The organism is Shinella sp. (genome assembly GCF_035998705.1).
Classification (GTDB): domain Bacteria; phylum Pseudomonadota; class Alphaproteobacteria; order Rhizobiales; family Rhizobiaceae; genus Shinella.
This window is the reverse complement of record NZ_DASYHH010000022.1, coordinates 100,346-124,610: the sequence shown is the minus strand read 5'-3', so window position 1 is coordinate 124,610 and position 24,265 is coordinate 100,346. Positions and strand designations below refer to the sequence as shown.

Sequence of the window (24,265 nt, the reverse complement as noted above, 5' to 3'; positions counted from 1 at the left end):
CGAGCGTTCGCGCGGCTTCTCCTCGCTTCTTCTTCTCGGCCTTACGCGCGGTTGCCGGGTTCGTTGAGGAGCGCCCGGCGGCCGACAAAGCCCGCCCGGCCATAGCTCCTCGTTTCACCCTACGCATTAATTCCGGTTTGGCCGCCCAAGGCCAGCATTCGCCGTCGCAAAATGCGCACGCTTGCGCTAAGACGCTTTCGCGAATGCCGGGACGACGAAGAGACGAAGACGATGATTTTGAAGACCCATACACCCAAGCAGGGCATGCCCGAGGCCGCCGTCAAGTACCAGGCCTACCCGACCATCAACATCCCGGACCGCACCTGGCCCGGCAAGGTGATCACCGAGGCGCCGATCTGGTGTTCGGTGGACCTGCGCGACGGCAACCAGTCGCTGATCAACCCGATGGGCCACGACCGCAAGGCCCGCATGTTCCAGCTCCTGCTCGACATGGGTTTCAAGGAAATCGAGATCGGTTTCCCCTCCGCATCCCAGACCGATTTCGACTTCGCCCGCTGGTGCGTCGAACAGGGCAACGTGCCGAAGGATGTCTCGTTGCAGGTGCTGGTGCAGTGCCGGCCGGAGCTGATCACCCGCACCTTCGAGGCGCTGGAAGGCGCGTATAACCCGATCATCCACTTCTACAACTCCACCAGCGAGTTGCAGCGCCGCGTGGTCTTCGCCAAGGACGTCCACGGCATCAAGCAGATCGCGACCGACGCCGCCAAGATGATCACCGACATGGCCGCCAAGGCCGGCGGCGGTTACCGCTTCGAATATTCGCCGGAGAGCTTTACCGGCACCGAGCTGGAAGTGGCGCTGGAGATCTGCAACGCGGTCGTCGAGATCGTCAAGCCGACGGCCGACAACAAGCTGATCCTCAATCTGCCGTCGACCGTCGAGATGGCAACGCCGAACATCTATGCCGACCAGATCGAATGGATGTGCCGCAACATCGACAACCGCGAGAACGTCATCATCTCGCTGCACCCGCACAACGACCGCGGCACCGGCATCGCCGCCACCGAACTCGCCTTGATGGCGGGTGCGGACCGCGTCGAAGGCACGCTGTTCGGCAACGGCGAGCGCACCGGCAATGTCGACGTCGTGACGCTGGCGCTCAACATGTACACGCAAGGCATCGATCCGAAGCTCGACTGCTCGGATATCGAGCGCATCAAGGCGGTCTACGAATATTCCAACGAGATGGCCATTCCGGAGCGCCACCCCTATGTCGGCGAGCTGGTCTATACCGCCTTCTCCGGCTCGCACCAGGATGCGATCAACAAGGGCATGAAGGCGATCAAACACGCCAACAAGCCGCTCTGGGAAGTGCCCTACCTGCCGATCGACCCGCAGGATGTCGGCCGTTCCTACGAGGCGATCATCCGCATCAACTCGCAGTCCGGCAAGGGCGGCATCGCCTATATCCTGCAGGCAGACTACGGCATCAACCTGCCGCGCAATCTGCAGGTGGAGTTCCGCGAGGAGATCCAGCGCATCACCGACGAGGAGGGCGTCGAGCTGCCCTCGAAACGCATCCACGAGAGCTTCCTCGAGCGCTACGTCACGCAGCCCGGCACGCGGATCCGCTTCGTCGATCACCACACCTATCCGGACGACGCCGGCCAGAAGGGCACGCGCATCGTTGCGGCCGAGGTCACCGACGGCGGCGAGACGAAGCGCATCGAAGGCAAGGGCACCGGCCCGATCGACGGCTTCATCAACGCGCTGTCGATCTATCTCGGCATCCCGATGTCGGTGGCGGATTATTCCGAGCACTCGCTCCAGCACGGTTCGAACGCCGCCGCCATCGCCTATGTGGAAGTCGAGCATCCGGGCGGAAAACTGTTCGGCGTCGGCATCAACACCAACATCGTGACGGCCTCGCTCGAAGCGATCGTGTCCGCCGCCAACCGCGTGCTCACGATCCGCGGCTGAGCCGTTTTCGCGTCACAGCCTGATACGCCCCGGTCGCCTTGCGGCCGGGGTTTCTTGTATCAGAACCTTACGGAATGCCGGTCGCGACCCGGCTTTTGGCTGGCCACGTCGCGTGGCTATGGATTCCAACGAATCCGGCCGGTTGCGTTTTGCCGTCAGATCGACGCCGAAACCGTCTCCGCCAGCCGTTCGAGGCCGGGATCCGCCGAGGGGCCGACCACCACGTAGGAGGCGTTGCCCTTCTGCCAGGAGACGAGGCCGATGTCGTTGCGCATGCTCTCGGCGAGCGCGGTTGCGCCCTCGACCGGGTCGCTCTTGAGGAAGCAGATGGCAAAGATCTCGTTTTCGGCGTTGCGGTAGAGAAGCTGGGCGGTCGGCTTGCCGCCGGCGACCAGCAGGCGCGCGCCCTCGAATGTGAGGTTCTGGCCGGACAGGTCGGGCAGGGCGAAATTCACGCCGGTGCTGGCCGATAGCCATTCGACGATGTGCTCCTGATCGCTTGCCGGCACTTCCACGAGATGGCGCGTCTGGCGCGCATAAATGCGGTGATAGTCGGCGATGTCGTCGAGCCAGGTACGAGCAGGGGCGAACTGGGTGGAGGCGACTTCCTGCGCGGCGTTGCGCTGCTCGGAGACGAGGTAGCCGGCGGCACCGCCGGCGATGAACAGCGCCATCGAGGCGGCAAGCGCCTTCGGCCAGAACGGCGAGGCGCGGCGCGGCGCGGCGGTGGCGACCGGAATGGCGGCGAAACCCGATTTCGGCGGTTCATCCTCGGTCTTGCCGGCGTCCTTGATGTTGCGCACCAGATCGAGCGGGATCGGTTCCTGCAACAGCCTGTCGAAGGCGCGGGCGCCGAATTCGCTGCCGAGCTTCAATTTTTCGTAGACGCCGCGCGCGTCGTCGTCCTCGGCGAGGATGGCGTTGATTTCGTCTACTTCCGCATCCGGAAGCTGGCCGTCGAGATAGGCCGACAAACGTACTTCGAGCGGAAGACCCTGTGTGCTTTCCACGATCAGGCCCTCCTTTCCATTTGTTCGGAGATCATGGCCGCAAGCCTGATGCGGGCCGCCGAAAGCCGGCTCATCACGGTGCCGATCGGTATCCCCAGGATATCCGCCGCCTCCCGGTAGCTATGGCCTTCGACATTCACCAGGAGGAAGACGCTCGAAAGGCCTTCCGGCATGGTCATGATCAACTTGTGCAACTGCTTGGCATAGACCGCCTTGTCCGCTGATGCCTCGACATGCAGGCTATCCTGCTCGGCAACATCTACCGTGCCGGACCCTGTGCGGACCTTTCGCTTGCGGATTTCGTCCACCCAGAGATTGCGCGTCATGGCATAAACCCAGCTTTCCAGCCGGCCTTCCCCGTTCCAGAGATGGCTTCGCGTGATGGCTCTCTCGCATGCCTCCTGCACAAGATCGTCGGCATCGCTGCCGTTGCGCGTCAGTGTCATGGCGAAACGACGCAGCTTCGGCAGCAAATTGACCAATTCTCGTCGGAACTCATTCGATTCTGCCGTCGGACGCATTGCTTTTCCAAGGAAACGTTCGGGATCAAAACTCTATTCGCCCCCGGGTGGGTAGCGAGTGTCTGATATGAAACATTCTTCCTAAGCTCTGCAAGCATGAACGGCAACCCGGAGCGCAGTTTCCTGCGTTCCCTGAACGATTGATCTTTTGTTGGCCGGCGCCGTCCCGTTTTCGGACGACGCCGCCAGCGATGTCAGTAAGTGGTGCGCTCGCCGCCGAGCGACTGGAGCAGGGCGCGGTAAGCCCAGGTGTTCTCGCCGCCGCGATCGCGGATTTCGACGAGCTGGACGCGGGCACCCTCGATGTCGCCCTGTTCGATCAGGGCCTGGCCCATATAGGAGCGGGCGAGGATGTAGTTCTCGTCCTTTTGCAGGGCGCGCTTGTAGTAGGTCATGCCGAGTTGCATGTCGCCGAGTTTGCGCGTGTTGTAGCCCATGTAGTTGAGGATGCGCGGATCCTCCTGGTCGGAGGCAGCACGCAGTGCGCGCAGCGCATTCTCGTACTGGCCGGCATAGGCGAATTCGCGCGCCGCTTCATAGAGCGTGTCGTCGATATCGCGCTGGCTCTTCTTTTCTTCGGCTTCCGGCGGCTTTTCCTCGGCCGGCGTGCCTTCGGTCGGCGTCACTTCCGCCGGCTTCAGGTCTTCCGGCGCGAGGCATTCCTTCTTTTCCTCGTTCCAGATCTTGCCGTCCGTGCAGGTGGTCGTCGTCTCGGTGGCGACCGGCGGCGTCGTGGTGTCAGAATCCGCTGCGCGGGCGGCCGAAAGCGCCGTCAGCGAGACGGCGGCGCAGAATGAAAGCAGCATGGTGTGGCGAAGCATGGTCATGGGTTCCCCTCTCGATCGGATCGTCTGCCGGGCGCTGGCCGTCTCTAACGGACCCGCTCCTTTTTGTATCACAGGGCAGGTCTCTCTGAGGAGTTGTTACGGATGGCGCGAGGGATTTATTCGCCCTGGCTTTAGAAACGCGTCGTCTCGGCAAGCGTCAGCGCGAGGCCGTCCTGGGTCAGCGCGTAGCGTTCGCGCAGGACGTTCCAGTTGCCCGGCGCACCGGAAATCGAGAAGAGATTGTAGCCGGCCGGCGGCTTGTGACCGCCCGGCCCCTGCGAGGCCGATGCGATGCCCACGACCGGCACCTGCTTCGTCTGGCCGGGCAGCCAGTGCACGGTGTTGAGATGGGTATGGCCGTGCAGCACGAGCTCTGCGCCGCCGGTGGAGATGGTGGCGGCGAAGCGGCGGATGCCGATCATGCGCTTGTGGAACGAGGTCGCGCCGCGGATCGGCGGATGGTGGATCAGCACGACGCGGAAGAGGCCGGCTTCACCCGCGGCGCGCAGCATATTGACCGCCTCGCGCGCCTGCCGGCCGCCATAATAGCCCGACGCGGAAAACGGCGGCGTGGCGACGGCCGTCGAGCAGCCGATGATCGCCACCTGGCCACGCACGCGCAGATAGGGAAAGACGTGCACGTCCTCTTCCCATTCGGCGGGGGCCGCGTCGCCACGCATGTAGGGATACCAGGCGCGCGTCGATTTCTCGTAGGCGCCGCGCACATAGGCGTCGTGGTTGCCCGGCACGACCGAGACGTTTTCCGGCGTGCCGGCCTCCGGCAGCCATTTCTTCACGGCCGCGATCTCGAGCGAGGAGGCGAGGTTCACGAGGTCGCCGGTGATCGCCAGATGGTCCGGGTCACGCCGCTCCACATCTTCCAGAACGAGGTCGAGCGTGTTGGTGAAGAGGTGGCGGCGGCGGTTGCGGTGCCAGTTGACGAAGCCGGTGATGCGCTTGGAAAACAGCTCCAGGAACGTCAGGGCGGGCAGCGGCCCGAGATGGACGTCCGATATATGGGCAAGTCTGAACATACCTTTCCTTAGAGCATAAGGCCGTTAAGGGAAACGCAAGGCGTGGATATTCGCGACGCTTTGACGCTGCAAGACTTGATTTGGCCCAAAGGTTCCGGCGAAGTGCCAGAATGGAACACGACACCCCGATCAGCGCCACGCCGCCGACCCGCCGCCTCCTCGCGCGGCTGGTGATGCGCATGGCGCATGGTTACTTCGCGCTTGCCCGCGGCATGACGATGGGCGTGCGCGCCGCCTGTTTCGACGAGACCGGCCGCATCTTCCTGGTGCGCCACAGCTATGTGCCCGGCTGGCACCTGCCGGGCGGCGGCATAGAGCGCGGCGAGACGGCGCTGGTGGCGCTGGAGAAGGAGATGCGGGAAGAGGGCAACCTCGCCCTCGGTGCGCCGCCAGCGCTCGTGCATGTCTATTTCAACCGACAGACCAGCCGGCGCGACCATGTGCTGCTCTATCGCTGCGATCGCGTCACGCAGACCGCGCCGCGCCTCAAGGACCGCGAGATCGTCGAAGCGGGCTTCTTCGCGCTGGATGCGCTGCCGGTCGCCACCACGCTGGCCACAAGCCGGCGGCTGGAGGAACTCGCCGGCCGCGCGCCGTTTGCGGATTTCTGGTGAGAGTCAGGCGGCCTTCAGCCGTTCCCGTCCATGCGGCGCGTCGAGGTCGATCTCGGGGCCAATGGGCACGATGCCCGTCGGGTTGATCGTCGTGTGGGAGCGGTAATAGTGCTCCTTGATGTGGCGCATGTTCACCGTCCCGGCGATGCCCGGCACCTGGTAGAGCTCGCGCAAATAGCCGGAAAGGTTTGGGTAATCGGCGATGCGGCGGATGTTGCACTTGAAGTGGCCGACATAGACCGGATCGAAGCGCACCAGTGTCGTGAAGAGCCGCCAGTCGGCCTCGGTGATGCGGTCGCCGGTGAGGTAGCGTTTTTTGGAAAGCCGATCTTCGAGGCTGTCCAGCGTTTCGAAGATTTTCACGACGCTGTCGTCATAGGCAGCCTGCGTCGTCGCAAAGCCTGCCTTGTAGACGCCGTTGTTGACGCTGTTGTAGATCGTGTCGTTCAGCGCATCGATCTCGGCACGCAGGTCTTGCGGATAAAAATCGTCGCGCGAGCCGGTGAGGCCGTCGAAGGCGGTGTTGAACATGCGGATGATCTCGGCCGATTCGTTGGAGACCATGCGGCTCTGCTTCTTGTCCCAGAGGACGGGCACCGTGACGCGGCCGGAATAGCGCGGGTCGGCCTTCTGGTAGACCTCGTAGAGCGCGGACGCGCCGAACAGCGGATCGAGCGTACCGCCGTTCTCGCCCTTGAATTCCCAGCCCTTGGCCAGCATCAGCGGGTCGACGACCGAAACGGTGATCAGGTCCTCCAGCTTCTTCAGCTTGCGGAAGATCAGCGTGCGGTGTGCCCAGGGGCAGGCATAGGAGACGTAGAGGTGGTAGCGGCCGGCTTCCGCGGCAAAACCGCCTTCGCCCGAGGGACCGGGCGCGCCATCCGGCGTGATCCAGTTGCGGAACTGCGAGGCGGCGCGCTCGAAACGGCCCTTCGTCGCCTTCGTATCGTACCAGGCGTCGTGCCAGACGCCGTCCACCAGCATGCCCATGATCTTTTCCTTTGCCGCCAAACTTCGCTCCTAGATAGCGCATGGGCGGGGCGTTGATAGGCGCATTTTGATGAACAGTGCGTTTTGCTCTTTGACAAGCGGCGATTTTCTGCTATCCGCGCTGGTCAGAACCGGCAATTGGCCGGCGAGGAAGACGAACGAATGTTCCACCCGGGAAGCCCACGACGACGCTGATGCCCCTGCACGCACCCCTCGACGGTGCGCGATCACCCGCATCCACAGCTTCGCATACGGTTTCTCGCTTCCCATGAACATGCTCAAGCACGATCTCGTCTACCTCACGGAAGATGCGTCCCACGACGCGGCCATCGAACATATCAACGAAGAAGCCTTCGGCCCCGGCCGGCATGTGCGCGCCGCCGCCCGCATCCGCGAGCAGGGACCGCACGACCACTCGCTCTCCTTCATCTGCACCGATGACGGCGAGACGATCGCCTCCGTGCGCATGACGCCGGTGCTGGCCGGTGGCGTCAAGGGCCACCTGCTCGGCCCGCTCGCCGTGCGCCCGTCGCACAAGAACCAGGGCATCGGCCGTGAACTGCTACGCATCGCCTGTGCCGCCGCCAGGCGCAAGGGCTCGGAAGCCGTGGTCCTCGTCGGTGATCCGCCCTATTACGGCCCGCTCGGCTTCGAGAAGGTCGCGTGGAACGCGCTGACATTTCCAGGCCCGGTCGACCCGGCCCGGGTGCTGGTCATGCCGTTTGCGGCGGATACGCATGAACGGCTGAAGGGCGTGATTGCCTGGCGGTGCGACGAGGGGCAAGCCCCTCGCCGGGATTGATCAGTCCTTCAATTCCATGAAGCGGATGCGGTTCTGGAAGGGGTCGGTCACCGTCACCTCCCACCGCGAGCCTTCATCCTCCAGCCCCGGCTTCATGTAGCGGTAGTCCTTGCCGATCAGCTCCTTCTGGAAGCCGCGGATGCCCTTCATGTAGACGACCATGTTGCCGCCCGGCGTGGCGTCGCCCGCATGTTCGGAGAGATGCAGCCGTAGGCCGGCGCGTGACACCTGGGTGTAGAGCGGGAAATTGTCGCCGTAGCGGTGCTCCCAGTCGACCGAAAAGCCGAGGAAGCCGAGGTAGAATTCGTGCGCCTTCGCCACATCGAAGATGCGCACGATCGGCACGGCCTGCTCGAATTGCGGTCCGCCGGCCGTCGGTTTGACCTCGATTTTCGCGGACAGGATGTTCCACGTCTCGACGCCGAACTGGCGGGCGACGATTTCCAGCGCTTCGCTATGGGTGATTTCGATCGTGCGGGCGGCGAGCGCCTCCCGCAGGGTTTTTGCCATGGTCTTGGCATCGCGATAGTCGCGCATATCCGTTCCTCATCTCCGGCGAAGTCTTCGTCAGTGCCCGCATTGCCGACGCCTTCGCCCGACGATGAACGGGGGAGAAAGGTTTTGGGGGAGGCGTTCGCCATGCCTTGGAAAGGCGCGGGTCTGCCGGCCGCCTCCGGCCGTGCGGCCAGACTAGCCGAACGGCGCAGGCGATTCCAGCCGAAAAGCGGTCAGCGCCCTTCGCGATACCAGGTGGCGGAGAAGGCGAGCAGCAGCAGGCCGACGCCGGCAAAACCGGCAAAGAGCGGCAGCGAATTGATGCCCTTCAGCACGGTCTCGTCCGTCATGCGCAGCGACAGGCGGTTCTCGTCCGCCGTGCGCACCTGACCGGTGACCGGCAAGAGCGGCGGCAGCGTGATCGCGTCGCCGTTCTCGTCGACGAGGCGACGCACCGTACCCCTGGTGGCGTCGGCGATCGGCTTGAGCGTTTCCGTCGTGGAGATCGTCGCCTTGAATTCCGGCGCATCGACCGCGCCGACATGCACGAGCGCGCTCAGATCGTCATTGGCGATCTCGTAGAGGCCCGTCTCGGTGGTCGGCACTTCGGCGCGGTAGAGGCCGGGCTCGGCTTCGGTGAGCGCCACCTGCTGCGTGGCGCCGGAGGGCAGCTTCAGCGTCGCTTCGCCGGGCGCATCGCCGATCGTCTGGCGGTTGATCTGCAAGGTGCGGCCGAAGGTGCGCGCCGTCAGCGCCTCCTCTTCCAGCGCCGGCTCCTGCATCAGCCAATGGGCGGTGCGGCGATAGAGCGAGACATGCGGGCCGCCGCCCTCGAAGCCGCGCGCCCAGAGCCAGCCCTGGTCGGAGAGCAGCATGGCGACGCGGCCCTTGCCGGCGCGGTTGAGCACGAGCAGCGGCTTGCCCTCGTTCGCCTCCATCACGACATTGCCCTCCGGGCGCTGAACGTCGACGGTGCGGAACCAGCGGCCCCAGTGCGGCGGCTCTTCGCCGGCCCCTTCGAGGCCGCGGGTGACGGGGTGCTTGCGGCCCTGTTCGGACAGGCGCGGATAGAAGGCCGCTTCGTTCATCGAGCCGGTCGGGTTGGCCGGCAGCACGACGGACAGCGGCGTGCTGGCGATCGAATCATTGCCCGCATGTTCCGGCCCCGCCGCGATCAGCAGCGCGCCGCCGTTTTCGACATATTGCGCGATGTTGTCGTAGTAGAGGATCGGCAGCACGCCGCGGTGCTGGTAGCGGTCGAAGATGATCAGGTCGAACTCGTTGATCTTGTCGACGAAGAGTTCGCGCGTCGGGAAGGCGATCAGCGACAATTCGTTGATTGGCGTGCCGTCCTGTTTTTCCGGCGGCCGCAAAATGGTGAAATGCACGAGGTCGATGGCCGTGTCGGACTTCAACAGGTTGCGCCAGGCGCGCTCGCCGGCATGCGGTTCGCCGGAGACCAGCAGCACGCGCAGGTTTTCGCGGATACCCTCGATGACATGGACGGCGCGGTTGTTCGCCGTGGTGATTTCACCTTCGACGGGGGCCACCTCGAATTCCAGGATGTTGTTGCCGCCGCGCGGCACGGTGAAGCCGAGCGGCTGCTCGGTGCCGGGCTCGGCGATCTCCGAGGCGATCTCGTTGCCGTTGAGGCGCACGGTCACGCGCGCTGCCGTCTCCGGGCCCACGCCATCGTCCACCACGCGGAACTTCAGCTCCTGCGGCTCGCCGACGATGCCGAAGCGCGGGGCGCTCACCACCTCGATGCGGCGGTCGAATTCGTCCGGCCGGCCGGTGATCAGTCCGTGGATCGGCGCGTCGAAGCCGGAAAAGGCGGAGGCCTCCGGAATGTCGTGCACCTGGCCGTCGGTGATCAGGATCGCGCCGCCGACGCGTGAACGCGGCACGTCGGCGATGGCCGCGTTGAGGGCGTCGAACAGGCGCGTCGAGGGCGTGTCGGACGTGCCGTCGTCGCCCGCCTCCACGATGCGCGGCTCGATGCGCGGGTAGCGCGAAAACCGTTCCTTGAGGCCCTCCAGCGCGGCATTGGTCGCGGCGGTGCGCGCCTCGTTGTCCTGGCTCTGGCTGCGGTCGACGATGACGGGCACGACGGTCGTCAGCGCCTCGCGGTCCTCCTGCAGGAAGACCGGGTTGGCGAGCGCCAGCACCAGCAGCGCCAGCGCCAGCGCGCGCACGAAGGAGCCGCGCAGGCCCCGCCAGAAGCCGAGCGCGGCGAGCGCCACGCCGGCAAGCGCGATCAGGGCGATGGCGATCCAGGGCAGGAAGGGGGAGAACTGGATGGTCATGTCATTGTCCCAGCCGTTCGAGGAGGGCGGGCACGTGCACCTGGTCCGCCTTGTAGTTGCCGGTGAGCATGTACATCATGATGTTGACGCCGGCGCGGAAGGCGTGGTCGCGCTGCACCTCGTCCGGCGGCACCGTCGGCAAGAGCGCCATGCCATTGGCGTCGATCGCCCAGGCGCCGGCAAAGTCGTTGCCGGTGATCATGATCGGCGAGACGCCGTCGCCGGCGCGCGCCGGGCGGGTCGGGTCTTCGGCGCGGTCGAGTTCGGCCTCGATCCACAGCGGGCTTCCGGCATAGCGGCCGGGGAAATTCGCAAGCAGATAGAAGGCTTTGGTCAGGACGTGGTCGGCCGGCACGGGCTCCAGCGGCGGAATGTCGAGATTGGCGAGGATCGCCTGGAGGCGCTCGGTGTTCGGGCTCGTCGCCGTGTCGTTGAGCGAGACGAACTGGTCGCGCGTATCGAACAGCACCGTTCCGCCATTGCGCATATAGGCATCGATGCGGCTGATCGCGGCGCTCGACGGCATCGCGGCCGTGGCGCTGACTGGCCAGTAGATGATCGGGTAGAGCGAGAGCTCGTCCTTGGAAATGTCCACGCCGACCGGCTGGCCGGGCTCCAGCGTCGTGCGGTAGGTGAGGAATTCCGTGAGGCCGGCGAGGCCGCGTTCGGAAATCCGGTCCACCTCGCCCTCGCCGGTGACGACATAGGCGATATGTGTCGTGTCGAGCCGCGACAGGATCGCCTCGTCGCCGGGCTTGGCATCGTCCGCCCGGCTTTCCGAGGGAAGCGCCAGGAGCGCCCCGGCAAAGAGCGCCAGCAGAAGGGCGGCGGCGGCGCCGCGCGCCGGCCTGCGGCGGACGGCGGCCGCGAAGGCGCCGCCGATGAAGAGCACGATGGCGCAGTCTGCCAGAAGCAGCAGAGCCGCGAGCGTGAAGAGATGCGGTTTCAGCGACCAGGTCTCCCTGCCGGCCAGCGGTTCGCGCAGGACCGACGTGCCCTCGGCGACCATGAGCGGGCGGATTTCGTGGCCCGGCGGGAAGAGGTTGTGGGCGACATAACCGTCCTCCGTGCCGTAGAGGCCGGGCGGGTTGTCGAAGCTTGCGATCCGGCGCGTGCCGTCGCTGGCTGCGAGCGGTTTGGCCTCGCCGGTGGCGGCGGCAAGCGTGCCGTTCGCCGTCATCAGGCGGTAGGGCGGCAGGCCCGGGCTTTGTTCGCCATCGCTGGTCGAGACCCCGCCGCCGCGCGACAGCTGCACGGTGCGGCGAAGCATTTCGACGAAATCGCCCGAGAGCGGCAGGTTGGACCAGCCGGTTTCGGCGCTGATGTGGAAGAGCACCAGGCGACCGGAGCCGAGCGGGCCGGTGGTCACCAGCGGCGTGCCGTCGGCAAGGCCGGCCCAGGTGCGCTCTGCCAGGTCCGGTGTCGGTTCGGCGAGGACCTGGCGCTTGATGAGGATGTTTTCGGGAGCGCGCATGCCGAAGAACGGGCTGTTCTGCGGATAGGCGGAAAGCGGCTGCGGCTCCGACCAGGACAGCGCGCCGCCGAGCGCGCGTTCGCCCTTGCGCAGCAGCACCGGCACCAGCGGATCGTCGGCGGGGGCGGCGGCAAGACGCGGGCCGGCGAAGCGGATCAGCATGCCGCCCGCCTCGATCCAGCGGCGAACCTCGTCCTGCGCATCCTCCGGCAGGCGGCCGATATCGGCCATGATCAGCACGGAGGGGTTCTGTTCGAGCAGTTCGGGGATCGCCACAGAAAGATCGGCGACGCTCGGCTCGATCAGGTCGGCATAGGGGGCGAGCGCGCGGTTGATATAGTGCAGCGGCGAGAGCAGCGGCTGGCTCGCATCCACCACCTCGCCGGAGAGGAAGGCGACGCGGCGGCGGCGGAAACCGTCGTCGAGCAGGTAGGTGCCGCCGGCATTGGCGAGCCCGTCTATGGTGACGCGGGCGAAATCGTTGCGCAGTTCGAAGGGGGCGGTGATCGTGCCGGTCGTGGTCGTGCTGCCGGCTGCGAAATCGGCCGTGCCGGTTGCGATCGGCCGGCCGCGGGAATCGTGCGCCGTCAGCGGCAGGCTTTGCGCCGCGCCGCCCTCGAGCCGGGTGAGCGTCAGGGACAGCGCATCGGCGCCGTTCGTGGCGGCGGTGATGGCGACGGCGGCGGCGCCGTCGCCCTGGATCATGCGGAATTCGGCGGGCGAGAGCGCTTGCAGGGCGGCAACCGTCTCGTCGGTCTCGCCGGTCGCCATGCCGTCGCTGATGAAGGCGATGGTGCCCGGCGCGGTGCCGTCGAGCGCGGTGCTGAGCGATGCGATGGCGGCGGCGCGGTCGGCGGGCAGCGGCCGGGGTTCGGCGGCGGCGAGGCGATTGCGGGCGGTGGCGGCATCGACCGGCACGGCGTCGTGCTGGCGATCGGCGGTCAGCACCAGCGCGATCGGCACGTCGCGGCTTTCCGCATCGTCGATGAGCGTCGACGCGGTATCGACGCGGCGTTGCCAGTCGGTGGCGGATGCCCAGCTGTTGTCGACGACGAGCACCAGCGGGCCGGTGCTGGCGAGCGTGTTGGTGCGCGGGTTGAAGACCGGATCGGCGATGGCGAAGATGATGGCGGCGGCCATCAGCATGCGCAGCAGCGTCAGCCACCAGGGGCTCTGCGCCGGCGTTTCCTCGCGCTTCATGATGGAAGCGAGGATAGCGAAGGGCGGGAAGACCTCGACGAGCGGTTTGGGCGGCGTCAGGCGCAGCAGCCACCAGATGACGGGCAGCAGCACGAGGGTTGTGAGAACGGCGGGAAAGGCGAAGGCGAAAGCGCTCATCGGCCGCGGCCCTCCGTCTTCATCGCCGGCATGCCGGACAGATACATGTGCACGGCGACCAGCGCCTCGGAGGCGAGCCGGTCGGTGCGGTGGGGCACGAAGCTCCAGCCGAGATGGCGCAGATTGTCGGCAAGCGCCTCGCGGCGCGCGACATAGGCGCGGGCATACTCGTCCTTCAGCGTTTCCGCGCGGCCGGCAGTGAGTTTTTGGCCTGATTCCGGATCGGTGAATTCGGTGCGCCCGACATAGGGGAATACCTCCTCCGCGGGGTCGGCAACCTCGACGACATGGCCGCGCAGGCCGCGGCGGGCAAGCGGCCCGAGCCGGTCCATCACGTCTTCGACGGGATCGAGAAAATCGCCGATCAGCACGATGTCGCTGTTGCCGCGGATCATGCCGGTCTCCGGCAGGCCGCCGGTCGTACCGTTATGCATCAGCGCGGTCGCCAGGCGTTCGGCGGCGTTGCGCGCGGCGATCGGCTCCATGATGCCGGGGCAGCCGATGCGCTCGCCGGAGCGGGCGAGGATTTCGGCAAGCGCCAGCAGTAGCACGAGCGCACGGCTTTCCTTGGAAACGCTGCCGAAGGTGGATTTGTACATCATCGAGGGGGAAAGATCGGCCCAGATCCAGACGGTATGGGCTGCCTCCCATTCGCGGTCGCGCACATAGGTGTGGTCGTCGCGCGCCGAGCGGCGCCAGTCGATGCGCGACAGGCTTTCGCCGTCGACATAGGGGCGGAACTGCCAGAAATTCTCGCCGATGCCGCGCTTGCGGCGGCCGTGCCAGCCGGCGATGACGGTGTTGGCGAGGCGCTGCGCCTCGACCATGCAATCGGGAATGAGGGCAGCCCGGGCCTGTGCCCGCGAGAGCACCTCGCGGGTGGGGGTCGGTTGGACGATCTGGCCGACGGACGCCATGCTCTTTGCTCCGCTCAGCCGCCCGCCTGCCGGACCAGGCCTGCAATGACGTCACGCACCGACATGCCCTCCGCCCGCGCACCGAACGTCAGCGCCATGCGGTGCTGCAAGACGGGTTCGGCCAGCGCCAGCACGTCGTCGACGGAGGGCGCAAGCCGGCCTTCGTAGAGCGCACGGGCGCGGGCGCAGAGCATCAGCGCCTGGCCGGCGCGCGGGCCTGGACCCCAGGCGACGTGCTTGTCGGTGCCGGCGACGCCATTGCCGGGGCGGGCGGAGCGCACCAGCGAGAGGATCGCGTCGAGCACCTTTTCGCTGACCGGCATCTGGCGAATGAGGGTCTGGATTTCGATGAGCCGTTCGGCCGAGATCGCCGCACTGGCATGCGCCTCGCGTACGCCGGTGGTTTCCAGCAGGATCTGCCGTTCGGCGGCGAGTTCCGGGTAATCGACGTCGACCTGCAACAGGAAGCGGTCGAGCTGGGCTTCGGGCAGCGGATAGGTGCCTTCCTGCTCCAGCGGGTTCTGCGTCGCGAGCACATGGAAGGGTTTCGGCAGGTCGTTGGTCTGGCCGGCGACCGTGACGTGATATTCCTGCATGGCCTGGAGCAGGGCGGACTGGGTGCGCGGCGAGGCGCGGTTGATCTCGTCGGCCATCAAAAGCTGCGTGAAGATCGGGCCGGGCACGAAGCGGAAGGAGCGCTTGCCGTTCTCGTCCTGGTCCATCACTTCGGAGCCGAGGATATCTGAGGGCATCAGGTCGGGCGTGAACTGGATGCGGCTGGAGGCAAGCCCGAGCACGGTGCCGAGCGTGGCGACCAGCTTGGTCTTGGCGAGGCCCGGCACGCCGACCAAGAGCGCATGGCCGCCGGAGAGCACCGCGAGCATGGTCTGCTCGACCACGCTTTCCTGGCCGAAGATCACCTTGCCCACTTCCTGGCGGATGATGGCAATGTCGGAGAGCGCGCGCTCGGCGGCGGCGATGACCGCCTTTTCGTCCAGGCCTGCCTCGGGGGAATTCTGAACGCCCATGGTCGTCTCCAGTGTCGGTTCAACGTAACACGAATCGTGGCTTTGCCATGTTCGCATGCTTCATCGAGAGCTTATTAGCTCACCTGTGGCTGACAAGCGGCCACGGAATGACTATCTCGTGAGAAAGGACTGTATCCACCCTTTCCTCAACAGAAGGCCTCTCGCGGAGATAGGGTTCAACCGGGACGGAACAATGGCAACGGGTGAAATTCGCGATAGCAGCGACGCGGCGGGACTGGCCGCCTTGATCTCGCGGGCAGCCGCGGAAACCGGCGGGCGCGGCCTGCCGCCGGTCGAGCGCTGGAACCCGCCGTTCTGCGGCGACATCGACATGGAGATCCGCGCCGACGGCACCTGGTTCTACATGGGCACGCCGATCGGCCGGGCGCCGCTGGTGCGGCTGTTCTCGACGGTGCTGCGCCGGGACGAGGACGGCAAGACCTATCTGGTGACGCCGGTCGAGCGCGTCGGCATTCGCGTCGTCGATGCGCCGTTCCTGGCGGTCGAGATGAATGCGGCGGGCGAGGGGGAGGCGCAGACGCTGACCTTCCGCACCAATGTCGGCGATGTCGTGGAGGCGGGGGCTGAGCATGCGCTGCGTTTCGTGATTGCCGGTGAAAACAATGAGTTGAAGCCGTATCTTCTCATTCGCGGACGGCTGGAGGCGCTGGTCTCGCGGGCGGTGATGTACGAGCTGGTCGAGCTCGGCGAGACGATCGAGATCGACGGCGTGGCGATGTTCGCGCTGCGCTCCGGCGGCGTGGTTTTCCCGGTCATGCCGGCGGCCGAACTGGATCAGCTTTCCCGATGAGTGTTCCACCCTACAGCGCCGCGGACTTCCGCCGCCGGGCCATGCAGCAGACCCTGACGCTCGGCGACGAGAGCTGGCGCGACCATGGCGACAGCCTGCTCAATCCCTCGGTCATTCCCCATCTCGAAGGCATGCAACTGCGTGATGCCGCCGTGCTGATCCCCGTCGTCGACGACGGCGAGGAGGCGCGTGTCATCTTCACGCAGCGCACGACGACCATGCGCAAACATTCCGGCCAGATCGCCTTTCCGGGCGGGGCGGTCGATGACGACGACGCGGACGTGGAGGCGGCGGCGATGCGCGAGGCGGAGGAGGAGATCAGCCTCGACCGCCGTTTCGTCGAGCCGGTCGGCCGCCTGCCGCAATACAAGGCGCTGTCCGGTTTCTCCATCACGCCGGTTCTGGCGGTGGTGCAGCCGGGTTTCGAGCTGATCGCCAATCCGACGGAGGTGGAGGCGGTGTTCGACGTGCCGCTCTCTTTCCTGATGGACCCGCGCAACCACGAACGCGGCAGCGGCGTCTGGCTCGGGGCCGAGCGGCACTATTATCGCCTGCCCTATGAGGGGCGGAACATCTGGGGCATCACCGCCGGCATCGTGCGGGTGATCTATGAAAGGCTTTATGCATGACCTCTGTTTCGGGCGAGGCGTGGTTTACCGATCCGGCGCTGGTGCGCGTGCTGGCGCTGCTCAACAGCGACGGCGGCGAGGGGCGCGTGGCGGGCGGTGCCGTGCGCAACAGCCTGATGGGCCTGCCGGTCGCCGATGTCGACATTGCCACGACGCTGAAGCCGGAGGTGGTGGTCGAGCGGGCGTTTGCCGCCGGCATCAAGGCGGTGCCGACCGGCATCGAGCATGGCACGGTGACGCTGGTGATCGACGGAAAACCCTTCGAGGTGACGACCTTGCGCCGGGACGTCGCGACCGACGGGCGGCACGCCGAGGTCGCCTTCGGCGCGGATTGGCAGATGGATGCCGAGCGGCGCGACCTGACCATCAATGCGCTCTACGCCACCGCAGAGGGCATCGTCGTCGATCTGGTGAGCGGCCTGCCGGATATCGAGAGCCGCACGGTGCGGTTCATCGGCGATGCCGCGACGCGCATCGCCGAAGATCACCTGCGCATCCTGCGCTTCTTCCGCTTCTTTGCGCTCTATGGCGGCGGGCGGCCGGATGCCGAAGGCCTGAAGGCCTGCGCGCGGGCGAAGGACAAGCTCGGAAAACTCTCGGCCGAGCGGGTCTGGTCGGAGACGAAGAAGCTGCTGGCGGCACCCGATCCGGGCCGCGCGCTGCTCTGGATGCGGCAGGCGGGCGTGCTCACCGAAATCCTGCCCGAGACGGAAAAGTGGGGCATCGACGCCATTCCCGGCCTGATCGATGCCGAAAAGGCCTTTGGCTGGACGCCGGACGCGCTGCTGCGGCTTGCCGCCATGGTGCCGCCGGACCGCGCGCGGCTGAAGGGGCTCGCCGAGCGCTTGCGCCTGTCGAAAGCGGAGGCGGCGACGCTCGATTATTGGGCTTCCGCGCCGGAAATCCCGCCGAGACTGGCCGAGACGGCCTTCGATCGACTGCTCTATCGCAATGGGCCGCAGGGGCTGACGATGCGGCTGAAACTGGCGCTCGCCGGTGCCCGGGCGCGGGGCCTCGGGGATGCCGATGCGCTGGCTTTCGCCGGCCTCTGCCAGCGGCTGCTGGCGCGGGTGCAGAAATGGCAAAAACCGTCCTTCCCGCTGAACGGCGCGGATGTGCTTGCGGCCGGACTTCCGGCCGGGCCGAAGGTCGGCACGGTGCTGTCGGCGATCGAAGAGGAATGGGTAGCGGGCAACTTCCATGAGGGCCGGGCAAAGTTGCTTGCCCGGCTGGAAGCCCTCGTCAAGGAAGGCTGAGAAATGTCACGCGGCGTCGGCGGCTTTTTCGTCGACGATGCGTTCCTTGATATGATCGACGGTGCTTTCCCGGATCATCGTCTCGCCATGCGCGGTGCGCATGTGCTCGACGGCGCGGCGCACGACTTCGGCGTCGTCATTGGCCCGCGTATGCCAGTCGCATCCGGGTACGAGTGAACCGCATTCAAAAAGTCTCATGACTATCTCCTGTCGTTTCAACGGGACCAGTGTAGCAGAAGAGGCCCGATCGGCCAAACCGGGACCGGGCCCGCGGCTGAAAGAGCCGTCGTGGGAAACGGAAAAGCCCGCCCGGGGTTCCGCACCGGGCGAGGAATATTCGAGGGTCGTTCAGAACGCCGTCAGGCGGCGTCTTCGTCCTTCGCCCAGGCGTCGAAGCAGGCGGATGACTGCAACTGTTCCGGTTTCGTGTGGTGGTCGGCGAGATGATGGACCGTGCCGCCGGCAATGCGCCGCCGGGCTTCTTCGACGAAATAGGAATGTGGAAGGTCCACGCCGCTTTCGACGCGCATGGTTTCTGCAAAACGGTCGAGAAAATCGGCGGATTGCGGGTCGATGCCCGCCGTTGCCGCATGCTGTGTCGCGACTGTCATGATAACCTCCTCCGTGAGATCATGCGGGAGCAAGATACCACGAAAGGGGTAGGGCCGTTAATCACAAGGCCGTATTGCCCACCGTTATTTCACGGCCAGCGCACCACCGGGGGCAGCGACGAGAGGATCGAATCGACATTGCCGCCGGTCTTCAGGCCGAAGATCGTGCCGCGGTCGTAGAGCAGGTTGAACTCGACGTAGCGGCCGCGGCGCACGAGCTGCTCGTCGCGGTCTTCCTCCGTCCAGCCCTTGTTGAAATTCGAGCGCACGATGCGCGGATAGACCATGGCGAAGGCGCGGCCGACATCCTGCGTGAAGGCGAAGTCCGCCTCCCAGCCGCCCAGCTCTTCCGGCGAATGCAGCCAGTCGTAGAAGATGCCGCCGGTGCCGCGCGGCTCGTTGCGGTGCCTCAGAAAGAAGTAGTCGTCGCACCAGTCCTTGAATTTTCCGTGGTCTGCGACCGGGTGGCGGTTGCAGGTGATCTCCATCGCCTTGTGAAAGAGCTGGGTATCGGGATCGTCCATCACGCGGCGGCGGTCGAGCACCGGCGTCAGGTCCGCGCCGCCGCCGAACCAGCGGCTGGTGGTGACGACCATGCGGGTGTTCATGTGCACGGCCGGCACGTTGGGGTTTACCGGATGGGCGATCAGCGAAATGCCGGAGGCCCAGAAGCGCGGATCCTCGTCGGCGCCGGGAATCTGGCCGCGGAATTCCGGCGAGAATTCGCCATGGACCGTGGACGTGTGCACGCCGACCTTCTCGAAGACGCGGCCTTCCATCATCGACATGCGACCGCCGCCGCCGTCGTCCTGGCGCTGCCAGTCCTTGGCGGTGAAGCGGCCGGGCGGCAGGTCGGAAAGCGGGCCTTCCAGCTCGTCCTCCAGCGCCTCGAAGCTGGCGCAGATCGCGTCGCGAAGATGTTCGAACCAGGCGCGGGCGTCGGCCTTCTTGTGTTCGATATCCTCGGGCAGGCCTTTCGGCAGGTCTGGTCGTTCCATGGTGCTTCCCGCTGCCGGCGGAGCGCCGCCGAATCGCATTTTCGCCACAGTTCCCAACTTTGCGCCATTTGGCAACCGCCGAGCACGATCGGTGGGGACGGCGGGACTCGCAAAACGTGCGACGTCGGATTATCTTTATCCCATTGAATGTGCTGCCAGGAGGAATTCTGCATGGCGCGTGTTCCCGGTCCGCCCCCGATGGAGGGGCTCCGGCGCCAGATCGAGCGCCGCCGCCGCGAAAAACCCGCGGGCGACGGCCATTTCGTGCGCGAGACCTTCTGCCTCGAGCGGCAGGCGGCGCGGGAAAAGGCGCGCGAATGGTTCGACCAATGGCCGAAAGCCGCCTACTGGACCGAGGTCGAGAGCTGGCGCGCGATGGAAGGCGATCGCATCGAGTTCACCATGCGCCGCTTGCCGAGCGCCGACTGAGATTTATGCGCCATCGCGAGCTGCGGGATATCCTGCTCGAAATGCTCGTTGTTCCGTCCTGACGGCACCAAGAGCGGGAAGTTCGATTGACGGCGGACCGCCGCGCCCCTATCTTGCCGCCATCGTCATCAACAGAAAGGCGCCGTTGCGGTTCTAAAGCACGGCTTACAGTCCTTGTTCGAACTCGCGATTGCCGTCTTCCTCATCCTCCTCAACGGGGTCTTTGCCCTTTCCGAACTTTCCATCGTTTCCGCGCGCAAACCGCGCCTGAAGACCATGGCCGCGCAGGGCTCGCGCGGTGCCGCCGCCGCGCTGCGGCTGGCGGAAAACCCCGGAAAATTCCTCTCCACCGTGCAGATCGGCATCACGCTGATCGGCGTTCTCGCCGGTGCCTTTTCGGGTGCCGCACTCGGTAGCCGCCTGCGCGACATCCTGTTTGCCGAGGGCGTGCCGGACTGGCTGGCCGATCCGCTCGGCTACGGTATCGTCATCTTCCTCATCACCTATCTGTCGGTCGTCGTCGGCGAGCTGGTACCCAAGCAGATCGCGCTGAAGAACCCGGAGCGTTTCGCCGCACTGGTGGCACCGGCCATGTCGCTCCTTTCCAAGATCGGCGCGCCGGCCGTCTGGATCCTCGACGCATCGACGCGGCTGATCTTCCGCCTGCTCGGCCAGCACCAGGTCGCCGAAAGCATCGTCACCGACGAGGAGATCAGAACGATCGTCGCCGAGGCCGAGGCCGCCGGTGTCATCGAGGGCGGCGAGAAGCTGATGATCGCCGGCGTCATGCGCTTTTCCGACCGCGAGGCGCGCGGCCTCATGACGCCGCGCAACGACGTCGACTGGATCGACCTCGGCGACACGGTGGAGGAAATCCACCAGCAGCTCGTCGACAGCCAGCATGGCCGCCTGCCGGTCGCCGATGGCGGACCGGAGACCATCGTCGGCATCGTGCAGAAGCGCGAACTGCTCTCCGCGCTGCTGACCGGCCAGCCGCTCGATATCCGCAGCTTCATCCGCCCGGCGCCGATCGTGCCGGATACGATGGATGCGATGCGGGTGCTCGACAAGCTGCGCAATTCCGAAGTGCCGATGATGCTCGTGCATGACGAATACGGCCACTTCGAAGGCGTCATCACGCCTGCCGACGTGCTGGAGGCGATCGCCGGCGTCTTCCGCGCCGATATCGAGGAAGGCGACGACGAACATGCCGTGCAGCGCGAGGACGGCTCCTGGCTGATCGCCGGTTCCATGCCGATCGACGAGATGGCCGACCGCCTGGGCCTGGCGCTGCCCGCCCGCCGCAGCTACCAGACAGCCGCCGGCATGGTGATCGAATCGCTGCAGAAACTGCCGAAGACCGGCGAGGCCACGGAAACCCAGGGCTGGCGCTTCGAGGTCGTCGACATGGACGGCCGCCGCGTCGATAAGCTGCTCGCCACCCGGCTTGATTAAGGCTCCAGAAGCCGCGGCCCGGGGCCTTCGGCGGCAAGCGTGTCCCACGGGTTGCGCAGCGGACATTCCTGCATGGAGAGGCACCCGCAGCCGATGCAACCGTCGAGCTGGTTGCGCAGCTTGGTGAGGCGGGCGATTCGCTCGTCGAGTTGGCTGTGCCAGGTCTCAGAGAGTTTGCGCCAGTCCTGCGCCGTCAGCGGCCGGTCGTGCGGCAGCACGGACAGCGCGTCCGCAATCTCCGACAAGGGAATGCCGGTGCGCTGCGCCACCTTGATGACCGCGACGCGGCGCAGGATGCTGCGCGGATAGCGCCGCTGGTTGCCGCGGTTGCGCTGGCTGCGGATCAGCCCTTTCGTCTCGTAGAAATGCAATGTGGACACCGCCACCCCGCTGCGTTCGGCGACCTCGCCGACGCTGAGCTCCCGGGGGATGGCGTCGCGCGCGCTTTTTTCCGTCATCGCTGTTGACCTCAACTTTGCTTGAGGTTTTATACCAGCGGCTCCCTGCTTTTCCAATATGGAGCCGAACCGCATGACAGACAGACTGACCATCGCCCTCATCTATGGCAGCGGCCGCGAAGGACGGTTCGCCGATACGATCGCGGGATGGCTGGAGCCGGCGCTGGCCGGCTTCGGGCAATACACCATCATCCGCATCGATCCGCTGGAGCTGACCTTCACGCCCGGCGGCCTCGACGAGGCCTCGACGGAGCTGGTCGAAAGCCGGATCTCGCAGGCGGATGCCTTCCTCATCGTCACGCCGGAATACAACCACGCCTATCCGGCGGCGCTGAAGGCGATCATCGATTGCTGCTTCCGGCCCTGGCATGCCAAGCCCATCGCCTTCGTCTCCTATGGCGGCGTTTCCGGCGGCCTGCGCGCCGTCGAGCAGCTGCGGCTGGTCTTTGCCGAGCTGCACGCGGTGGCAATCCGCGAAACGGTGAGCCTGGCGCATGCCTGGACGCAGTTCGACCCGGTCGGCAATCCCTTCCGCCCCGGCCAGCTCAACGGCCAGCTTGCCGTGCTGATGAAGCGGCTCTCCTGGTGGGCGCATGCCCTGAAGGCGGCGCGCATCGCGACGCGCTACGACGAGGTGGCGGCATGAAGCCGGACTTTTATGCGACGGCGGAGGTTGCCCGTTCCCGCGACGAACGCCGGCGCAATGCGACGCTGCTCTTCATCAGCACGCTGACCATCATGTCGGGCGCGACGATTTCCGCCTCGCTGCCGGGCATCGCCGCGCGGTTTGCCGATGTGGAGAATGTCGCGCTGCTGAGCCGGCTGGTGCTGACGCTGCCGGCGATGTTCATCGCGCTGTTTTCCCCGGCAGCGGGTTTCCTCGTCGATCGTTTCGGCCGCAAGCCGCTGCTGCTTGCCTCGCTCGGGCTGTTCGCCGTCGCGGGTGCCTCCGGCCTCGTCCTCGATACGCTACCCGGCCTGCTCGTCGGACGCGCGGTGCTGGGCCTTGCCGTCGGCGGCATCATGACGGCGACGACGGCGCTGGTCGGCGATTTCTTCCAAGGGCCGGCGCGCGATCGCTATATGGGCCTGCAACAGGCCTTCGTCGGCATCGGCGGCACGATCTTTCTCACGGGCGGCGGGTTTCTCGCCGAAGTGCACTGGCGCGGGCCGTTCTTCATCTACTTTGTGGCGATCCTGCTGGTGCCGGCCGCACTCGCCTTCCTGCCGGAGCCGCGCCGGGTTCGCGCCGCCGGTCCCGCCACGGGGGAGGGCAGGCTCGACGGGCGCACGACGGCGCTGCTCGTCCTGCTGTTCCTCGCCGCCGCCGTCAACATGATCGCCTTCTACATGATCCCGACGCAGCTTCCCTTCTATCTCGAATCGCTTGGCTTCGCCGCACCCAGCCTTGCCGGCACGGCGATCGGTGCCGGCCAGCTCGTCGGCGTGGTGAGCGCGCTCGCCTTCGCGCCGTTCCGCCGCCTGCTCGGCATCATGGGTGTCTTCGGCCTCGGCTTCGTCTCGGCAGGGCTGTCGTTCCTGCTGCTTTCGGGCGCGGAAAGCTACGGCAGCGTGCTGGCCGCCATGGCGGTCTCGGGGGTCTGCATGGGCACGATCATGCCGAATTTCGCGGCAGCCGCCATGCTGTTGGCGCCGCCGGCACTGCGCGGCCGCATCTCGGGCCTGCTGGTGTCGAGCATCTTTGCCGGCCAGTTCCTGTCGCCGCTCGTCTCGCAGCCGTTGATCACCGCCACGGGTTATGGCGGCGCTTACATGATCGTCGGCTCGGTGGTGCTGGTCTTCGGCATCGCGGCCGCGGCCTTGCGGCTGGCGCGGCCGGGCCATGGCTAGGTCAGGCGAAACCCGTCTGGCGCAGCGCCTCGCCGCAGATCATCGCGGCGGAGAGCGCGACATTGATGGAGCGCTGGCCCTCGACCATCGGGATGAGCACCCGGCCCTGCGCCGTGTCATGCACATGGTCCGGCACGCCAGCGCTTTCGCGGCCGAAAAGCAGGATGTCGTCCGGCCGGTAGGCAAAATCCGTGTAGCGCTCCGCCGCCTTGGTGGAGGCGAGCACGAGGCGGCGGCCGCTTGCCGCCCGCCACGCCTCGAAGTGCTCCCAGCTGACATGTCGCGTCAGCGTCACGGCGGCGAGGTAGTCCATGCCGGCGCGTTTCAGGCTGCGGTCGGAAATGTCGAAGCCGGCCGGCTCGATGATGTCGACCGAGAGGCCGAGGCAAGCGGCGAAACGCAGGATCGTGCCGGTATTGCCGGCAATATCGGGCTGGTAAAGGGCGATGTGGAGCGCGGACATGGGCAGT

Annotated in this window: 25 protein-coding genes; 10 read left to right on the top strand and 15 right to left on the bottom strand. The window is 66.2% G+C overall.

Translation table 11 applies throughout. The annotated features are described in order from the left end of the window. Positions 1-231 precede the first annotated feature (231 nt). Positions 232-1,941 (top strand): 2-isopropylmalate synthase, encoded by a 1,710-nt coding sequence (leuA, locus tag VGN93_RS17235; RefSeq protein ID WP_327508402.1) that lies wholly within the window; start codon positions 232-234, stop codon positions 1,939-1,941. A 155-nt stretch (positions 1,942-2,096) separates the two neighbouring features. Here the strand turns inward: leuA and VGN93_RS17230 are convergent, their stop codons facing one another. The 4 genes from VGN93_RS17230 to VGN93_RS17215 all read right to left on the bottom strand — a co-directional run bounded on the left by VGN93_RS17230 (position 2,097) and on the right by VGN93_RS17215 (position 5,333). Next, on the bottom strand, positions 2,097-2,951 hold the full coding sequence (locus tag VGN93_RS17230) for an anti-sigma factor (RefSeq protein ID WP_327508401.1): 855 nt from the start codon (positions 2,949-2,951) through the stop codon (positions 2,097-2,099). 2 nt (positions 2,952-2,953) lie between these two features. Next, entirely contained in the window at positions 2,954-3,472 is a 519-nt protein-coding gene (locus VGN93_RS17225; RefSeq protein ID WP_319322784.1) for an RNA polymerase sigma factor, read from the bottom strand. Between the two features lie 194 nt (positions 3,473-3,666). Beyond that, the gene (locus tag VGN93_RS17220) at positions 3,667-4,299 is read right to left on the bottom strand and encodes a tetratricopeptide repeat protein (protein WP_414714101.1); all 633 of its coding nucleotides are present in this window, start codon (positions 4,297-4,299) and stop codon (positions 3,667-3,669) included. 131 nt (positions 4,300-4,430) lie between these two features. Further along, on the bottom strand, positions 4,431-5,333 hold the full coding sequence (locus tag VGN93_RS17215) for a metallophosphoesterase (protein ID WP_327508400.1): 903 nt from the start codon (positions 5,331-5,333) through the stop codon (positions 4,431-4,433). A gap of 110 nt (positions 5,334-5,443) precedes the next feature. Here VGN93_RS17215 and VGN93_RS17210 point away from each other — a divergent pair, with 110 nt between their 5' ends. Next, a complete protein-coding gene (locus tag VGN93_RS17210) occupies positions 5,444-5,947 on the top strand; it encodes an NUDIX domain-containing protein (RefSeq protein WP_327508399.1) in 504 nt (167 codons plus the stop codon). 3 nt (positions 5,948-5,950) lie between these two features. On the opposite strand, the gene VGN93_RS17205 is transcribed toward VGN93_RS17210, so the two are convergent. Continuing rightward, positions 5,951-6,937 carry a glutathione S-transferase family protein gene (locus VGN93_RS17205; protein ID WP_327508902.1) on the bottom strand — a complete coding sequence of 329 codons (987 nt, stop codon included), beginning with the start codon at positions 6,935-6,937 and terminating at the stop codon, positions 5,951-5,953. A 274-nt stretch (positions 6,938-7,211) separates the two neighbouring features. Between VGN93_RS17205 and VGN93_RS17200 the strand changes: the two genes are divergently transcribed. Next, positions 7,212-7,739 (top strand): N-acetyltransferase, encoded by a 528-nt coding sequence (locus VGN93_RS17200; RefSeq protein ID WP_327508901.1) that lies wholly within the window; start codon positions 7,212-7,214, stop codon positions 7,737-7,739. Here the strand turns inward: VGN93_RS17200 and VGN93_RS17195 are convergent, their stop codons facing one another. The 5 genes from VGN93_RS17195 to VGN93_RS17175 form a co-directional block, all read right to left on the bottom strand. Further along, positions 7,740-8,276 (bottom strand): glyoxalase superfamily protein, encoded by a 537-nt coding sequence (locus VGN93_RS17195; protein WP_327508398.1) that lies wholly within the window; start codon positions 8,274-8,276, stop codon positions 7,740-7,742. A gap of 191 nt (positions 8,277-8,467) precedes the next feature. Then, positions 8,468-10,540 carry a hypothetical protein gene (locus VGN93_RS17190; RefSeq protein ID WP_327508397.1) on the bottom strand — a complete coding sequence of 691 codons (2,073 nt, stop codon included), beginning with the start codon at positions 10,538-10,540 and terminating at the stop codon, positions 8,468-8,470. 1 nt (position 10,541) lies between these two features. Next, positions 10,542-13,352 carry a DUF4159 domain-containing protein gene (locus VGN93_RS17185; protein WP_327508396.1) on the bottom strand — a complete coding sequence of 937 codons (2,811 nt, stop codon included), beginning with the start codon at positions 13,350-13,352 and terminating at the stop codon, positions 10,542-10,544. Then, on the bottom strand, positions 13,349-14,269 hold the full coding sequence (locus VGN93_RS17180) for a DUF58 domain-containing protein (protein ID WP_319322769.1): 921 nt from the start codon (positions 14,267-14,269) through the stop codon (positions 13,349-13,351). Before VGN93_RS17180 ends, VGN93_RS17185 begins: the two co-directional genes overlap by 4 nt. A gap of 14 nt (positions 14,270-14,283) precedes the next feature. Then, positions 14,284-15,297: a MoxR family ATPase gene (locus tag VGN93_RS17175; RefSeq protein WP_319322767.1), complete on the bottom strand. Its 1,014-nt coding sequence runs from the start codon at positions 15,295-15,297 to the stop codon at positions 14,284-14,286. 193 nt (positions 15,298-15,490) lie between these two features. Here VGN93_RS17175 and VGN93_RS17170 point away from each other — a divergent pair, with 193 nt between their 5' ends. Genes VGN93_RS17170 through VGN93_RS17160 form a run of 3 tightly spaced genes read left to right on the top strand, consistent with a single transcriptional unit; the run spans position 15,491 to position 17,993 of the window. Then, positions 15,491-16,108, top strand: coding sequence for a DUF1285 domain-containing protein (locus VGN93_RS17170; protein WP_327508395.1), 618 nt, complete (start codon positions 15,491-15,493; stop codon positions 16,106-16,108). Then, a complete protein-coding gene (locus VGN93_RS17165) occupies positions 16,105-16,737 on the top strand; it encodes a CoA pyrophosphatase (protein WP_327508394.1) in 633 nt (210 codons plus the stop codon). The genes VGN93_RS17170 and VGN93_RS17165 overlap by 4 nt, the downstream gene beginning before the upstream one ends. Further along, positions 16,734-17,993 (top strand): CCA tRNA nucleotidyltransferase, encoded by a 1,260-nt coding sequence (locus VGN93_RS17160; RefSeq protein WP_327508393.1) that lies wholly within the window; start codon positions 16,734-16,736, stop codon positions 17,991-17,993. Before VGN93_RS17165 ends, VGN93_RS17160 begins: the two co-directional genes overlap by 4 nt. Before the next feature lie 6 nt (positions 17,994-17,999). Here the strand turns inward: VGN93_RS17160 and VGN93_RS17155 are convergent, their stop codons facing one another. The 3 genes from VGN93_RS17155 to hemF form a co-directional block, all read right to left on the bottom strand. Then, on the bottom strand, positions 18,000-18,191 hold the full coding sequence (locus VGN93_RS17155) for a DUF1059 domain-containing protein (RefSeq protein ID WP_069058059.1): 192 nt from the start codon (positions 18,189-18,191) through the stop codon (positions 18,000-18,002). A 161-nt stretch (positions 18,192-18,352) separates the two neighbouring features. Then, positions 18,353-18,604 carry a hypothetical protein gene (locus VGN93_RS17150; RefSeq protein ID WP_327508392.1) on the bottom strand — a complete coding sequence of 84 codons (252 nt, stop codon included), beginning with the start codon at positions 18,602-18,604 and terminating at the stop codon, positions 18,353-18,355. An 89-nt stretch (positions 18,605-18,693) separates the two neighbouring features. Further along, positions 18,694-19,602 carry an oxygen-dependent coproporphyrinogen oxidase gene (gene hemF, locus VGN93_RS17145; protein ID WP_327508391.1) on the bottom strand — a complete coding sequence of 303 codons (909 nt, stop codon included), beginning with the start codon at positions 19,600-19,602 and terminating at the stop codon, positions 18,694-18,696. 171 nt (positions 19,603-19,773) lie between these two features. On the opposite strand from hemF, the gene VGN93_RS17140 reads away from it, so the two are divergent. After that, positions 19,774-20,031 (top strand): hypothetical protein, encoded by a 258-nt coding sequence (locus tag VGN93_RS17140; protein ID WP_327508390.1) that lies wholly within the window; start codon positions 19,774-19,776, stop codon positions 20,029-20,031. A 174-nt stretch (positions 20,032-20,205) separates the two neighbouring features. Next, on the top strand, positions 20,206-21,486 hold the full coding sequence (locus VGN93_RS17135) for a hemolysin family protein (RefSeq protein WP_319322751.1): 1,281 nt from the start codon (positions 20,206-20,208) through the stop codon (positions 21,484-21,486). Here VGN93_RS17135 and soxR read toward each other — a convergent pair. Continuing rightward, positions 21,483-21,944, bottom strand: coding sequence for a redox-sensitive transcriptional activator SoxR (gene soxR, locus VGN93_RS17130; RefSeq protein WP_327508389.1), 462 nt, complete (start codon positions 21,942-21,944; stop codon positions 21,483-21,485). The two genes, VGN93_RS17135 and soxR, sit on opposite strands and share 4 nt — an antisense overlap. Positions 21,945-22,017: 73 nt before the next feature. Here soxR and VGN93_RS17125 point away from each other — a divergent pair, with 73 nt between their 5' ends. Together VGN93_RS17125 and VGN93_RS17120 are read left to right on the top strand one after the other, a co-directional pair. Further along, a complete protein-coding gene (locus VGN93_RS17125) occupies positions 22,018-22,590 on the top strand; it encodes an NAD(P)H-dependent oxidoreductase (RefSeq protein ID WP_327508388.1) in 573 nt (190 codons plus the stop codon). Continuing rightward, positions 22,587-23,795: an MFS transporter gene (locus tag VGN93_RS17120; RefSeq protein ID WP_327508387.1), complete on the top strand. Its 1,209-nt coding sequence runs from the start codon at positions 22,587-22,589 to the stop codon at positions 23,793-23,795. The genes VGN93_RS17125 and VGN93_RS17120 overlap by 4 nt, the downstream gene beginning before the upstream one ends. Before the next feature lies 1 nt (position 23,796). On the opposite strand, the gene VGN93_RS17115 is transcribed toward VGN93_RS17120, so the two are convergent. Further along, on the bottom strand, positions 23,797-24,258 hold the full coding sequence (locus tag VGN93_RS17115; RefSeq protein ID WP_327508386.1) for a tRNA (cytidine(34)-2'-O)-methyltransferase: 462 nt from the start codon (positions 24,256-24,258) through the stop codon (positions 23,797-23,799). Between the last annotated feature and the right edge of the window lie 7 nt (positions 24,259-24,265).

Coding starts and splice junctions, on each gene's coding strand:
- leuA (WP_327508402.1), top strand. CDS start 232: ATGATTTTGAAGACCCATACACCCAAGCAGGGCATGCCCGAGGCCGCC.
- VGN93_RS17225 (WP_319322784.1), bottom strand. CDS start 3,472: ATGCGTCCGACGGCAGAATCGAATGAGTTCCGACGAGAATTGGTCAAT.
- VGN93_RS17220 (WP_414714101.1), bottom strand. CDS start 4,299: ATGACCATGCTTCGCCACACCATGCTGCTTTCATTCTGCGCCGCCGTC.
- VGN93_RS17215 (WP_327508400.1), bottom strand. CDS start 5,333: ATGTTCAGACTTGCCCATATATCGGACGTCCATCTCGGGCCGCTGCCC.
- VGN93_RS17210 (WP_327508399.1), top strand. CDS start 5,444: ATGGAACACGACACCCCGATCAGCGCCACGCCGCCGACCCGCCGCCTC.
- VGN93_RS17205 (WP_327508902.1), bottom strand. CDS start 6,937: ATGGGCATGCTGGTGGACGGCGTCTGGCACGACGCCTGGTACGATACG.
- VGN93_RS17200 (WP_327508901.1), top strand. CDS start 7,212: ATGCTCAAGCACGATCTCGTCTACCTCACGGAAGATGCGTCCCACGAC.
- VGN93_RS17195 (WP_327508398.1), bottom strand. CDS start 8,276: ATGCGCGACTATCGCGATGCCAAGACCATGGCAAAAACCCTGCGGGAG.
- VGN93_RS17190 (WP_327508397.1), bottom strand. CDS start 10,540: ATGACCATCCAGTTCTCCCCCTTCCTGCCCTGGATCGCCATCGCCCTG.
- VGN93_RS17185 (WP_327508396.1), bottom strand. CDS start 13,352: ATGAGCGCTTTCGCCTTCGCCTTTCCCGCCGTTCTCACAACCCTCGTG.
- VGN93_RS17180 (WP_319322769.1), bottom strand. CDS start 14,269: ATGGCGTCCGTCGGCCAGATCGTCCAACCGACCCCCACCCGCGAGGTG.
- VGN93_RS17175 (WP_319322767.1), bottom strand. CDS start 15,297: ATGGGCGTTCAGAATTCCCCCGAGGCAGGCCTGGACGAAAAGGCGGTC.
- VGN93_RS17170 (WP_327508395.1), top strand. CDS start 15,491: ATGGCAACGGGTGAAATTCGCGATAGCAGCGACGCGGCGGGACTGGCC.
- VGN93_RS17165 (WP_327508394.1), top strand. CDS start 16,105: ATGAGTGTTCCACCCTACAGCGCCGCGGACTTCCGCCGCCGGGCCATG.
- VGN93_RS17160 (WP_327508393.1), top strand. CDS start 16,734: ATGACCTCTGTTTCGGGCGAGGCGTGGTTTACCGATCCGGCGCTGGTG.
- VGN93_RS17155 (WP_069058059.1), bottom strand. CDS start 18,191: ATGAGACTTTTTGAATGCGGTTCACTCGTACCCGGATGCGACTGGCAT.
- VGN93_RS17150 (WP_327508392.1), bottom strand. CDS start 18,604: ATGACAGTCGCGACACAGCATGCGGCAACGGCGGGCATCGACCCGCAA.
- hemF (WP_327508391.1), bottom strand. CDS start 19,602: ATGGAACGACCAGACCTGCCGAAAGGCCTGCCCGAGGATATCGAACAC.
- VGN93_RS17140 (WP_327508390.1), top strand. CDS start 19,774: ATGGCGCGTGTTCCCGGTCCGCCCCCGATGGAGGGGCTCCGGCGCCAG.
- soxR (WP_327508389.1), bottom strand. CDS start 21,944: ATGACGGAAAAAAGCGCGCGCGACGCCATCCCCCGGGAGCTCAGCGTC.
- VGN93_RS17125 (WP_327508388.1), top strand. CDS start 22,018: ATGACAGACAGACTGACCATCGCCCTCATCTATGGCAGCGGCCGCGAA.
- VGN93_RS17120 (WP_327508387.1), top strand. CDS start 22,587: ATGAAGCCGGACTTTTATGCGACGGCGGAGGTTGCCCGTTCCCGCGAC.
- VGN93_RS17115 (WP_327508386.1), bottom strand. CDS start 24,258: ATGTCCGCGCTCCACATCGCCCTTTACCAGCCCGATATTGCCGGCAAT.